Source organism: Desertivirga xinjiangensis, from assembly GCF_024436435.1.
Taxonomy (GTDB): Bacteria; Bacteroidota; Bacteroidia; order Sphingobacteriales; family Sphingobacteriaceae; genus Desertivirga; species Desertivirga xinjiangensis.
The window spans coordinates 574442-588152 of record NZ_JAFMZP010000002.1; the positions used below are offsets into that span (position 1 = coordinate 574442).

9 protein-coding genes are annotated in these 13711 nt (G+C 43.2%); 4 read left to right on the forward strand and 5 right to left on the reverse strand.

What is annotated here, in order from left to right:
• Window positions 1-66 precede the first annotated feature (66 nt).
• Complete coding sequence (locus J3P37_RS07215) at window positions 67-1233, forward strand: prolipoprotein diacylglyceryl transferase (protein ID WP_256010409.1); 1167 nt, start codon at window positions 67-69, stop codon at window positions 1231-1233.
• A gap of 124 nt (window positions 1234-1357) precedes the next feature.
• On the opposite strand, the gene purL is transcribed toward J3P37_RS07215, so the two are convergent.
• Entirely contained in the window at window positions 1358-5023 is a 3666-nt protein-coding gene (gene purL, locus J3P37_RS07220; RefSeq protein WP_256010410.1) for a phosphoribosylformylglycinamidine synthase, read from the reverse strand.
• 167 nt (window positions 5024-5190) lie between these two features.
• Between purL and J3P37_RS07225 the strand changes: the two genes are divergently transcribed.
• Both J3P37_RS07225 and J3P37_RS07230 read left to right on the forward strand, forming a co-directional pair.
• Window positions 5191-5775 (forward strand): Crp/Fnr family transcriptional regulator, encoded by a 585-nt coding sequence (locus J3P37_RS07225; RefSeq protein WP_256010411.1) that lies wholly within the window; start codon window positions 5191-5193, stop codon window positions 5773-5775.
• Between the two features lie 89 nt (window positions 5776-5864).
• The gene (locus tag J3P37_RS07230; protein ID WP_256010412.1) at window positions 5865-6425 is read left to right on the forward strand and encodes a DinB family protein; all 561 of its coding nucleotides are present in this window, start codon (window positions 5865-5867) and stop codon (window positions 6423-6425) included.
• A 129-nt stretch (window positions 6426-6554) separates the two neighbouring features.
• Here J3P37_RS07230 and J3P37_RS07235 read toward each other — a convergent pair whose 3' ends face one another.
• Together J3P37_RS07235 and yidD are read right to left on the reverse strand one after the other, a co-directional pair.
• Entirely contained in the window at window positions 6555-7082 is a 528-nt protein-coding gene (locus J3P37_RS07235) for a hypothetical protein (protein ID WP_256010413.1), read from the reverse strand.
• Between the two features lie 11 nt (window positions 7083-7093).
• A complete protein-coding gene (gene yidD, locus J3P37_RS07240; protein WP_256010414.1) occupies window positions 7094-8317 on the reverse strand; it encodes a membrane protein insertion efficiency factor YidD in 1224 nt (407 codons plus the stop codon).
• Window positions 8318-8437: 120 nt separating this feature from the next.
• Here yidD and J3P37_RS07245 point away from each other — a divergent pair, with 120 nt between their 5' ends.
• A complete protein-coding gene (locus J3P37_RS07245; RefSeq protein ID WP_256010415.1) occupies window positions 8438-9325 on the forward strand; it encodes a phosphodiester glycosidase family protein in 888 nt (295 codons plus the stop codon).
• Window positions 9326-9456: 131 nt separating this feature from the next.
• On the opposite strand, the gene J3P37_RS07250 is transcribed toward J3P37_RS07245, so the two are convergent.
• Together J3P37_RS07250 and katG are read right to left on the reverse strand one after the other, a co-directional pair.
• The gene (locus J3P37_RS07250; protein ID WP_256010416.1) at window positions 9457-10812 is read right to left on the reverse strand and encodes a glycoside hydrolase family 28 protein; all 1356 of its coding nucleotides are present in this window, start codon (window positions 10810-10812) and stop codon (window positions 9457-9459) included.
• Window positions 10813-11138: 326 nt separating this feature from the next.
• Window positions 11139-13415 (reverse strand): catalase/peroxidase HPI, encoded by a 2277-nt coding sequence (katG, locus tag J3P37_RS07255; protein ID WP_256010417.1) that lies wholly within the window; start codon window positions 13413-13415, stop codon window positions 11139-11141.
• Window positions 13416-13711: the final 296 nt, after the last annotated feature.

Here is a 13711-nt window from a genome sequence, read left to right on the forward strand (position 1 = left end):
GGGGCGGCTTTTTTAATTTTTCATGGCAGATTGACATTAATACATTAAATTGTACCTGATACAGCTATGTTTCCTACTCTATCCTCCCTTGTCAATTACTTGTTCGGCACTAGTTTTTCGTGGCTGGTTCCCACTTTCGGTTTTTTTGTAGCGATGGCATTTATCCTGTCTTATTTTACATTCTTAAGTGAATTTAAGCGTAAGGAGAAAGAAGGCGTGATCAAACCCTTCACGCAGGAAATTATAACAGGAGGAGGAGCGAGTTTCAAGGACTATTTCGAGTTTGGCTTGCTTGGCTTTTTGATCGGACTTAAGGTTGTAGGTGCGTTTATTTATTACGCATCATTTTCGAGGGCCCCCTTAAAGTTTATTTTTTCATTGCAGGGAAGCTGGCTGTTTTCCTTGTTGGGCTGCGTATGTTTTTGCTTTCTTATTTACACTTACAAAAAGAAGGAGAAGTTGACGAAGCCGCGGAAAGATAAGGTGATCATGCATCCTTATCAGCTAATGCCAAAACTAATTATCTGGGCCGCAGTTTGGGGCTTCCTGGGCGCTAAAGTCTTTAATTTCTTAGAAAATTTTCAGCAGTATCTGGGACATGACCTGATCTATTTTTTGAAGTACAGTGGTCTCACTTTCCTTGGAGGATTGACCTTTGGAGCTATCAGCTACCTGTGCATTGGTTATAGGCGTGGAATGAAATTGATTGACTTAGCAGATATAGGATCTCCGGGGATGCTGGTAGCTTATGGCGTTGGACGAATAGGATGCCAGCTTTCTGGCGACGGCGATTGGGGGATTCTGAATACTCATCCCAAACCTTTCGCCTGGCTGCCTGATTGGATGTGGTCATCCCAGTTCCGATATAACGTCTTAAATGAAGGCGTATATATCAATGGCTGCACTGGAAACTATTGCTCCGAGTTACCTTATGGTGTGTTTCCTACCTCATTTTATGAATCGGCGATTATCTTAACTTGCTTTTTGTTGTTATGGGTCTTCAGAAAGAAGATCAAATTGCCGGGACTGGTTTTTTGCTTCTATCTGTTAGTAATGGGAGTAGAGCGCTTCTTTATGGAAAAAATAAAGTTAAATTACAAGTATGAAGTGTTTGAAGCCAGCTTGTCCGAAGCGCAAATAGTAAGTTTGTTATTCATTGCTTTAGGTACTACTATTGGCACGTATATTCTTGCTAACAGGAACAAATCGCCGAACATGTCTGTCCAATTCTAAGATTGAGTCCATACGCGGCTGGACAGAGATCCGTCTTCTATTAAAATCCGAAGTGATGCTTGCGCTTGACACTTCGGATTTTAATTTTCTGCTAGTTCCGGTAACGGCAAAAGCTAGCTATATATTAGGATTGTGCTTTCTCAATCCATTTGCGGGCATTCACAAACGCCTCTATCCATGGCGAAACCTGATCGGTACGGCCTTTTGGATAGTGTGCCCAGTGCCATTGGAAAATGGAGCGCTCTATATGCGGCATCATAACCAGATGTCTACCAGAATCGTCACAAAGCATAGCCACATCGAAGTGAGAGCCATTGGGGTTAGCCGGATATTGCTCGTATGCATACTTAGCAACGATCTGATAACGATCTTCACTGTAAGGAAGATGGAATCGTCCTTCTCCGTGAGACACCCAGACCCCGAGAGTCGATCCTGCAAGGCTAGACAGCATAACAGAATTATTTTCGGCGATCTTTAAGGATGTAAATATACTTTCGTGTTTGCCACTTTCATTGTGCAGCATTTTAGGTTTCTCTTCGTGGTTTCTGTTTATCAGTCCCAGTTCAACAAATAGCTGGCAGCCGTTACAAATCCCCACAGAAAGTGTGTCCGGACGGTTGAAGAAGTTTTCCAGGGCCAGCCTTGCATTTTCATTGTAGATAAAAGCTCCGGCCCATCCTTTGGCAGATCCTAAAACGTCTGAATTTGAGAAACCACCTACAGCACCAATAAACTGAATGTCTTCCAGATTTTCGCGTCCGGAGATCAGATCGGTCATGTGAACGTCCTTCACATCAAAACCGGCCAGGTACATCGCGTTTGCTAATTCCCGCTCAGAGTTGCTTCCTTTTTCCCTAATAATTGCTGCTTTTGGACGTGTTTTAGTGTTATCAAAAACAGGTTTTTGTCCGTCAAAGTTTTTAGGAAAAACGTATTTTAATGGTAAGTTCTTGTAGTTTTCGTAGCGCGCTGTTGCCTTTTCTACGCCACTTTGCATTTTATCCAGCAGGAAAGATGTCTTAAACCAAACATCACGCAGGTGAGCAATATCAAAGTTAAAACTATCATTGCCGTTAGTTACCTCCAAAGATGCAGATGTACTAACGGTACCAATTTTAAATAGTTTAATGCCTTTGTCTGCAAATGCTGATACTACTGATTGTGAGGCCTGAAAAACAACACCAATGTTTTCAGCGAATAACAATTTAACTGAATCTGCTTCGCCGACAGCCGACAGGTCAATCGTAGCACCCAGATCATTGTCTGCAAAACAAAGCTCTAGTAGAGTGGTAATTAAACCACCACTTCCTATGTCATGTCCTGCCTGGATGTTTCCGGCTTTTATCTGATCTTGCAGAACGTTAAACGCATTTCTCAAATATTCTGCATCTTTAACATCAGGACTTACAGCACCTATTTTGTTTAGTATCTGAGCGAAGGAGGAGCCGCCCAGTTGATGTGCATCGTTTGATAGATTGATGTAATAGATTGAACCGCCATCTTTTTGCAATACAGGTTCTACTACTATATTGATGTCGTCGCAATGGCCTGCTGCAGAAATGATCACCGTCCCGGGGGCAATAACCTCAGCGTCGCGGTATTTTTGCTTCATCGAAAGGGAATCTTTTCCAGTAGGAATGTTGATTCCAAGACTAATAGCAAATTCGGAACACGCTTTTACCGCTTCGTACAAGCGGGCATCTTCGCCTTTATTTTTACAAGCCCACATCCAGTTGGCCGATAAGGAAACACTTGTCAGTCCGTCTTTTAATGGAGCCCAAACGATGTTTGACAACGCTTCAGCGATAGCATTGCGGCTTCCTGCTGCAGGATCAATCAGAGCAGACAATGGGGCATGTCCCACGGAAGTGGCAATACCATCTTTACCCTGGAAATCTAATGCCATCACCCCGCAATTGTTTAATGGCAGTTGCAATGGTCCGGCACACTGTTGTTTAGCAACTTTTCCCCCTACGCAGCGGTCCACTTTATTTGTTAACCAATCCTTGCAAGCAACAGCTTCGAGTTGTAATACTTGTTCAAGATAGTTCGATAGGTTCTCTTTTTGGTAGCTTAAATCCTGGTAAATACGTTCTACGGTAACATCCTCCATAGTGATTTTAGGAGAGTTGCCAAACATATCATGGAGCTCCAGGTCTATAGGTTTGATGCCGGTAGATGACGATTCAAAAGTAAACCGGTGATCGCCGGTAACTTTCCCTACAGCGTACATCGGCGTGCGTTCTCTTTCTGCGATCTTTCTCAAAGTTTCGATATGCTCATTGCCGATCACAAGGCCCATCCTTTCTTGTGACTCATTTCCCACGATTTCTTTTGCAGAAAGGGTAGGGTCGCCCACAGGAAGTTTATCCAGGTCTATTTTTCCACCGGTGGCTTCCACTAGTTCAGATAAACAGTTAAGGTGTCCGCCCGCACCATGATCATGGATAGAAACTATAGGGTTTTCGGGACTTTCAATCAAGCCCCTGATGGCATTGGCCGCGCGTTTTTGCATCTCAGGATTTGAGCGCTGGATGGCATTTAACTCGATACCTGTCCCGAATGCACCTGTATCTGCAGAAGAAACGGCAGCGCCACCCATTCCGATCCTGTAGTTTTCTCCTCCTAATATAACTACGTCGTCGCCGGGAGTTGGTGTCTTTTTTTGCGCCTGATCAGTCTTGCCATAGCCAATACCGCCCGCAAGCATGATCACCTTATCATATCCTAGTTTTTGATCGCCTTCCTCATGTTCGAACGTAAGTACTGAACCTGTGATGAGGGGCTGTCCAAATTTATTACCAAAGTCTGTTGCGCCGTTAGATGCTTTTATGAGGATGTCCATTGGCGTTTGATACAGCCATTGACGCTCCTGCATATGGTTTTCCCAGGTTCTGCCAGCTTCAAGACGAGAGAGGGCTGCCATGTATACTGCTGTTCCGGCCAGGGGAAGTGAACCTTGCCCGCCTGCCAGCCTATCTCTTATTTCGCCGCCAGATCCGGTTGCAGCACCATTGAAAGGTTCAACCGTTGTCGGGAAGTTATGCGTTTCGGCTTTTAGAGAGATCACAGAGTCAAAGTCCGATTCTTTATAAAAGGCGGGGATATCGGCTCGTTCAGGAGCAAATTGTTTGACCCTTGGGCCTTTTACGAAGGCGACGTTGTCTTTATAAGCCGAGACAATACCGTTAGGATTTGCCTCAGAGGTTTTTCTGATCAGCTTAAACAGAGAGGTTGGCTGAACTTGTCCGTCGACCACAAACTCACCGTTAAATATTTTATGCCGGCAGTGCTCTGAGTTTACCTGCGAGAAGCCGAAAACTTCAGAATCTGTTAAAGGTCTGCCAAGCTTTTTAGAAAGCTGATTTAAATAGTCTACTTCGTCATTGCTCAAGGCCAGGCCTTCCTGAATGTTGTAGGCCGCTATATCATCTATTTCTAGGATAGGTTCAGGTTGAATTGCTATCGTAAACACTTCCTGACCAATATTTTCGTATTTCTGGAATAGCATGGGGTCGAAAGCAGTGAAGTCTTTAGCTGCTTTTTTAAATTCCTCGATCCTTATGATGCCTTCCATTCCCATATTTTGGGTAATTTCTACAGCATTTGTGCTCCATGGAGTTATCATTGCAGCCCTGGGGCCGATATAATAGCCTTGCAGGTTGGTTTCAGGCAACAATTTTGCATCGCCGAAGAGCCATTCAAGTTTAGAAACTTCATTACCGGAAAACTGATTGTTTGATTGAAGGACAAAAATCGCGTCAGATGGATTTTTAAAGAAATAGATCATGCTTAGTATTGTAGCTGCAAATTTACCCTTTTTATTTAAAAGTAATGATTTTGATATGAAAATCTGATTGGGGGTGCTTCAGGAGTGATTGGACCGAAAAGAGCCTGATTTTATCAGCTCGTCATTCACATCCTAAACTTTCTTATTTTAGTGCTTAAATTAAGGGTATGAACGAAGATCTGAAGCAATTAAAAGCCTTGATGAATGCTATGGGCTCCTTAAACGAGGCCGACTGGGAGTGCTTTGCTGCAATCTGGAAACCATATTCGTCCCCGCGGAAGGTTGCCCTTACACATGTGGGCGAAACCGAAAAGTATCTTTATTTCGTGCTGGATGGAGTGCAGCGTGTATACTATTTTGATAGCCAGGGAAGGGAAGCTACAATCGTATTTATGTATCCACCATCGTTTGCCGGGGTACTCGATTCCTTTATGCTTCAGCTGCCTTCTAAATACTGCTTTGAGACGTTGAGCACTTCCCGCTTTTTGCGAGCATCGTTCGTTGATGTGAATGCTTTGATGAAAAGCCGCCCGGCACTGCAAGGATTAATTTTACAGGGGATGTCGCAAGTGTTGTCAGGGTTGCTGGAACGCCTGGTTGAATTGCAGTCTTTCAGTTCTGAAGAAAAATTCAGCCGGTTTTTGGCTCGCAGTCCGCACATCCTTCAGCTGGTACCCCATAAATACCTTGCAAATTATATTGGCATTGACGCTACTAATTTCAGCAAGCTGATCAACAAAGTAAAAATTTAAATCATGGTATTTACCAAGATTTAAATAAAAAGTGCCTGGCATTTTTGCAGTAAAAAATAACTGTGATGATCTTTAAAAAGAAACAACTTTTGAACACTCTCAGTGATCGCGCGCAAGCGCACCTCGATATTGTTAAATCCCGTTTTAAGAATCAGGGAGAGCAGGAATTATTGCGTTTCCCTGAAACTGGCGGCTGGAGCATTGCTCAGTGCCTGGAACACCTCAATTCTTATGGAGACTATTATTTGCCACGAATTCGGGCTGTATTGAATATCGGTACCGAAAGTGAAGAAGCAGATTTTAGAAGTGGTTGGTTAGGCAATTATTTCAGTAATATGATGGAACCATCAGAAAAGAAGTATAACGCATTTAAAGGGCACCTACCGGTTACAAATTTAGACCCCGGTGCTGTGGTTGATAAATTCATTTCTCAGCAGCTGGAATTGCTGGATCTGCTCAGAATTGCCCGGACCTCCAGGCTTAACAACAGGATACCAATCTCAATCTCACCCTTAATACGCTTGAAATCCGGTGATGTTTTTCGTTTTGTTATAGCGCATAATGAGCGGCATATGCAGCAGGCTTTGAGAAATTTAAAGAGAGTACAGGTAAGTGATTTATCGCCGGTGCCTGAGATAGAACAATCTTGAACTTAATTAGCGCTTCTTGCCCTAAGCAGGGCCATATATACGTTACCCAAAAGGAGGTTTTATGAACTCAAAACCAGGCAGACAATGGTCGATGCAATTTGCTAGGCCATTGTCTGCATAATTGATTAATTATTCTACGTTAATGGTTGTAGTTACAGCTACTGAACCGCTGGTCTCATATCCCGCGGGGACTTCTGCGTTTTTGCCTTTCATGGTTAAGAATAGGATACAAACTAATACTCCTAAAACGATAGAGAGTGTTTGTTTGTCCTCTCCTTCATGAAAAATGCTTCCTGCGGTTAGGGGAATTTCTTGGCCATCAACGGCCTTTACAGACTTTAGCTGGATTTCCACAAAGCCTTCTTTACCGAGCCCCTTCGCTTTCTGTACTCTTAATACCTGGCCTCTCGCAAGAGATCCCGCTTTTATAACAGTTTTTTCATTTGCTTTTACGTCGTAACGAACTTTAAAGTCTATTATCTGACCAGGAGCCAGCGTCGACGATGAAAGTGACGTTGCAGTTTCTAATATAACAGACGTTCCGGCGTTCAGGACGACGCCATCAGCACGCATACGAAAGGACATTGATAGTGTAGCGACAATTAAAAGGCAAGCTACCAGTCTGAACTGAAGAGATTTGGAAATTGAAGTTAACATAATTGTGAAAATTAGGGTTGTATATTAAATAGTAATTTGTTTTTAAGATCTTCTTTTTGACGTTGGTTATAACGCTGTGCGCTCTTACTCGCTCCATAAATATTTCCGATATAAAAGCTAAGATTGAAAACTCCCGTAAGCAGCCCCATGCCGATATTCTTCTTTGAAAAATTGGAGTAAGTGGCATAGGTAAGCAAGCCATTGATGATAAATGCAGACAATGCCGTTTGCCTGTGACCCGCATAAGCATATCCGGCTCCTGGAACGATTGAAATTGCTGCAGCAACCGCTGGTTTTTTTTCTTTAAGGGGTAATGAGGCATCGAGAACGCTTATTTTTCCATCACGTGTTTTATCGGGAAATGGAAGACCTTTGAGGCTTTGCAAGGTTGATCGTGAATTTTCCCAATCATGTAACTGGGAGTAGTTGGAAACCTTCAACAAAGCAACTTTTGTTTTCATAAATTCATCAGACGGCTTCCTTTCGAGTCTATCTGCAATCTTTAAGCTTTCCTGGAAATTGTTCAGTTTATACTGAATGGTAGCTATCTGATACAATACTTCCGGATTGTCTTTGTATTCCGGGGAACAATGAATCTCGTAAGAATAAAGTGCTTTTTCAAATTCACCCAGAGCATTGAAACATATCAGTTCATTTAAGAAAAGCTCTTCGCTCAAACGACCCGTGCTGAGCCTTATTCGTTTTAGCTCAATAATCGCTTCGTGATAAAGGCCATCGTTAATCAGCGATTTTATAAGAGTGTTTTTTACGCTGCTGTCAGGCTGGGCATCAGAGTAAGCAAATGTTGGAAGTTTTCTTTTAAAGTATAAATTTGCTGGAGTTTGTTGATAGACGGGGAAATCAATGTTTTTAAAGCCATTTTCCTGCAATGTTAGTGCATAGTTCTTATGGTCATGCCCGCACCTTAAAAGTCTGTCGGAAGTAAGCAAAAAAGCGTGTAAAAAGTTTGTTTCTTTGAAAGATTTCAGCCCGAAATTTGAGCAGCTCGGATACATAGGACATTCCTGGCCTCTAATTTCGCTGATGTAATTTTGGTAAAAACGTATGTAGTCTTCTGTTGAGGATTCCTTCGTTTGGATTTTCTCACTAGAATAGCTGACGCGGGAGGTAAGACTATTGCCGTCAACTTTAGACGTAAAAGTCTGAGCATATGTTAAATTAAAGCAACCAATTCCAATCGAGGAAGTGATGATAAGGTGTGATAAGCGGTACAAGATGGTTCTAAACTCTGGGCAAATTTATAAAAATCACTTAATCTTTAAATAGCTTTGCTTGATTTTATAAAAAAAATTCCTGTAATAACCTTATTATTATCCTGTAATTAATTGATGTATATGTATCGTAGTCAAAAAAAACAATTTTCGCTTATCGCAAGCTTATTGTTTATGGTATCCACCTTATCTTTTAAAACTTTTGCACAAACAGATTCATTAAAAGTTGTAAAGGCGAAATGGGGGGTGAAGAAAATTGCACCGAAAATCCATTTAAAGCAGTTTGGGTTTACTGATAGTTCGCTGTTTAATTCCAATCAATACATCAGCATCCTCGAGATCAGAAGAGGCCGGAGATATGAGATTGACCTAGTCTTTGAAAAAAAATTGCTAAAAAGAACGAGTGAGTTTGGGAAAGAGAACCGGGCTATTGCTGCCATTAATGCTGGGTTTTTCAATATGAAAAAAGGAGGTTCGGTAGATTATATTCGCTCCAACGGCCAGCTTATTGATTCCAATGTTTTGGGAAAGAGCGGACAGCGTGCACCTCATCAGCAGGCGGCTATATTAATTAAGCAGGGTGTAGTGGATATTGAAAAATGGGATGGAACAAACGATTGGGAAAAGCATCTGGATGGAGAGGATGTGCTGGAGTCCGGACCTGCGCTCCTAATTGACGATCAGGTTCAAAGGCTTGATTCTGTTTCACATAACTCTTCTCGTCATCCCCGGTCTGCTTTGGCCTTGAAAAATAGGAATAAGATATTATTTGTTGTAGTTGATGGCCGGGATGCTAATGCGGCAGGCATGAGTCTTTTTGAGCTTAGTAAAGTGTTGAAATGGCTGGGCAGTCGCGAAGCGATTAGTATGGACGGCGGCGGATCTTCTGCTTTATGGATAGACGGACAACCTGAAAATGGAGTTGTAAGCTATCCTTCGGATAATAAGATATGGGATCATGTGGGAGAAAGGAAGGTGGCAAATGCTTTGGTTGTCAGGAGAAGAAAGTAAAATTCACGTTTGGTTTAACGAAATCTAAGACAATCTTCTGCTTGTTTTTGAAACACCGAGTAACCTTTAGCAGTATTTGGATAGTTAAAAAAGTAACTGTTTTCCTGGAGGAACCAGTTACTTTTTTAACTTCACTTTACGTGCGATGGCACTTTTACTTCTTTGCCAATGATCACGTTATTAAACACAATATTTTCAGTATTGCTGAGACTTAATCCTGTGGCGGCGGAATCAATGGTAACATTGGAGAAATGTATATCCCTCACCTTTTTTGTTGGGAAACCTTGAATAACAATAGCAGCGTTAGTTGCTCGTCTGAATTTTACGCTGTCGACAAAGACATTCCGTATATCAGTTGCAAAACCTTTTCCTTCTCCATGGTAATATGACGTGATGAAGAAGGCGTCTTCTACGTCCCCAAATTCAACGTTATTCACATAAATATTACGGATAAAGCCACCCCGGTCCGGATTAGACTTTAAATAGATGCCGCGCTTGCAATAGCCGCCGTAAGTGCAGTTTTCAACAAAAATATTTTGTACCCCCGCCGACATCTCACTACCAATCACCACGCCGTGAAGCCCTTTAAACCTGCAATTGCGAATGATGATGTTTTCAGAGCTAGTGGCTGTTTTCCGGCCTTCGTGGTCACGCCCGGCTTTGATGGCGACATTGTCGTCGCTGTTGTTGAAATCAATATCCTCAATCAATATGTTCTTTGAGTATTCGGGGTCGAAGCCGTCGTTGTTTTTATTAAAGGCTTCGAATTTCATTTTTCGTGCAGTGATGTTTTCTGACTTTAGGAAATGTACACACCAGAAAGGGGAGTTTTTGATAGTCACACCTTCCATAAGGATATTCTTACATTCGAAAAACTGGATGAGTTGTGGGCGCAGGAAATGTCCTTTGCCGAATATTCGTTCTTTCAGAGGGACGTCTTCGTGATTCATCCTCCGGCTTAAAAGTTGACTTTCTTTTTGTTGCGCATGCCATTTGGCGAAAGAGTCACTGGCATTTCCGTCAATGATACCTTCACCAATGATTGCCACATTTTCAAGCTGATACCCGTAAATAAATGGACTATAGTTGTAAAGAAAGGTGCCTTCCCAACTGGTGAGTACCACTGGCAAGTAATCTGATGGATTGGTTCCGAAAACCAGCTTCGATCCCTTTTGTAACTCAATGCAAAGATTACTTGTCAGATGTATGGGGCCCTTGACAAGGTAAGTGCCAGGGGGAACTATTATTTTTCCTTCGTTCTGTTCTTTACATGTTTGAATAGCTTTGTCGAATGCAGGTTTACAGTCCGTAATTGAATCGCCGACAGCACCAAATTTGGTGATCAGCATCGTGTTTTCGGAAATTTTAGGGGGAACGATGTTCTTGAGAATTTCGTCACGCTTTCCGGTCCGGGAAGAATCTTTTTTAGGAGCACGACTGCAGGAAACGGTATAGACGGATATAAAAAGGAGAAAAATGTATTTCATGAGGATACTATTTTAAGAGCAAAGGGCTTTCTGATTCAACAGGCCACACAATATAAGAATAGGTTTTTGTTTGGGGCGAGTCTGCAAACTCATTTTTATCCTCATTAGAACGTGGCTTCAATGAACGCTTATCAAAGCTGGGAATCAATTGTAAATAACCGATATCTAAGAAGTATTTAACCGCTACTGGGCGCCAGCTTTCCAAACCTGGTACGCGCTTGGTAGGGGTTTTGTACAGGTTATTTGGCAACTCTTCCCAGCGCCTTTCAAAGCTTAGTTAGAAGTATGGATAAAATGAAAACCCTGCTCGTCTTGGAAATTATGCATCAAGCGAGATCAAACCTGTCCAGGTTCATCACTTTGTTCCAGGCTGCAACGAAATCCTTTACAAACTCCTCGCGGGCATCGGCGCTTGCGTACACTTCGGCAATAGCCCTTAGCTCAGCGTTGGAACCGAATACCAGATCGGCACGGGTGGCTGTCCATCTTGCTACACCAGTGCTGCGGTCGCTGCCTTCGTAGACCTCTTTGTCTTCAGTTGCAGCTTTCCACGCAGTGCTCATGTCAAGGAGGTTCACAAAGAAATCGTTCGTAAGTGCTCCTGGCCGCTGGGTGAAAACACCGTGTTTGGAGCCATCATAATTAGTGTCCAATACACGCATGCCTCCAAATAATACGGTTAATTCAGGTGCGGTAAGGCTAAGCAGGTGAGCCCTGTCTATCAGCAGTGCTTCTGTGGATACAGACGATCTTGACTTTCGATAGTTACGGAAGCCGTCGGCAGCTGGCTCCAGGAAGCTGAATGATTCGACGTCAGTTTGTTCCTGTGAAGCGTCCATTCGGCCCGGCGTAAAAGGAACGGAAATAGCTTGTCCAGCGTCTTTTGCGGCTTTTTCGACAGCCGCACATCCAGCAAGTACGATAAGGTCTGCCAGGGAAACTTTTTTGCCGCCTGTTTGTGCGGAATTAAACTGCATTTGGATGTTTGCCAGGACATTCAGTACTTTTTGAAGCTGTCCGGGATTGTTTACCTGCCAGAATTTTTGAGGAGCAAGGCGAACACGTGCTCCGTTGGCACCACCGCGTTTATCAGAACTGCGAAAGGTGGAAGCAGAAGCCCAGGCTGCAGATACCAGTTCAGATACAGTCAAGCCCGATTCTAATATGTTTGCTTTCAAGTTTGCTATATCTGTTGCATCAACCAAAGGATGGTCAACGGCTGGAATCGGATCCTGCCAAAGCAATTCCTCTTCTGGCACCTCCGGTCCCAGGTAACGCGATCGCGGACCCATATCCCGATGGGTCAATTTAAACCAGGCTCTGGCGAATGCATCAGCAAATTCGTCTGGGTTCTCCAGGAAGCGTCTGGATATTTTTTCGTAAACAGGATCGAGTCTCAAAGAGAGGTCGGTGGTTAACATTGTAGGTAAACGCTTTTTTGAGCTGTCGAAAGGATCTGGTATAATGCTTTCTGCATCTTTAGCCACCCACTGATGTGCACCGCCCGGACTTTTTGAAAGTTGCCATTCAAAGCCAAACAGATTTTCGAAGAAATTATTGCTCCATTGGGTCGGTGTTTTCGTCCATGTTACTTCAAGTCCGCTGGTAATGGTATCCGGACCTTTACCAGTACCGTAGCTATTGCTCCAGCCAAGTCCCTGCAGTTCCAGCCCGGAAGCTTCAGGTTCTTTATCTACATGGGAAGATGGAGCCGCACCATGGGTTTTACCAAAAGTATGTCCTCCGGCAATCAGGGCAACAGTCTCTTCGTCATTCATAGCCATACGGCTGAACGTATCGCGAATGTCTTTAGCGGCGGCTATAGGGTCTGGATTACCGTCTGGACCTTCGGGATTAACATAAATCAGTCCCATTTGTGCAGCTGCAAGCGGTTTTTCGAGATCTCGGGAGTGAATTTGTCCATCTGCATTGTCGTCAGATACTAATACGCCATGTTCTTTTGGAACCCCTTCTGAACCATGGCCATAACGCAGGTCGCCGCCAAGCCAGGTTTTTTCCGAACCCCAATACACGTCCTCATTGGGTTCCCACACATCTTCGCGTCCACCCGCAAAGCCAAACGTTTTGAAACCCATGGATTCAAGGGCAACATTTCCGGTAAGGATCAGCAGATCAGCCCATGAGATATTTTTCCCGTATTTTTGTTTGATTGGCCAAAGCAGTCTGCGGGCCTTATCGAGGCTCACATTGTCGGGCCAGCTGTTTAATGGGGCAAAACGCTGCTGCCCTTGTCCGGCTCCCCCACGGCCATCCGTTACACGGTAGGTGCCTGCACTGTGCCATGCCATACGGATAAACAGGGGACCATAGTGCCCGAAGTCTGCCGGCCACCAGTCTTGGGAATCGGTCATAAGTGCATGGAGGTCTTTTTTTACAGCTTCGAGGTCAAGACTTTTGAATGCTTCTGCATAGTTAAAATCCTCATCCATCGGGTTTGAGAGGGAAGAATGCTGCCGCAGGATGTTTAATTTTAATTGGTTGGGCCACCAATCACGGTTTCTGGTACCGCCACCGCCTACATTTTGCTTCATAGTGCCATTATGGAATGGGCACTTACTGATGTCATTTGATTCTTTTTCCATTTTTTAAGTTTATAAAACGAATAGTTTTTTAGTACTCTCAGTTAAATTGCTCGCTATAAAGTTAGGATGGTGATGGGTATAATCAAAATCAATTAAACCTATATTGTGATAGCTAAAATCTATTTCACTAAATGAAAATTTTGATCAAATTTCAAACAATCGATGACTTGGGTGTTGTGAAGGGGGTGGTTATACTTATAATATCTCGCTTAACATCTGGATGGATTAAACGAACTACATGATTTTCCATGTTCTGATGTGAAAGATTTAAAGACATGTACGATACCTTGTATGAA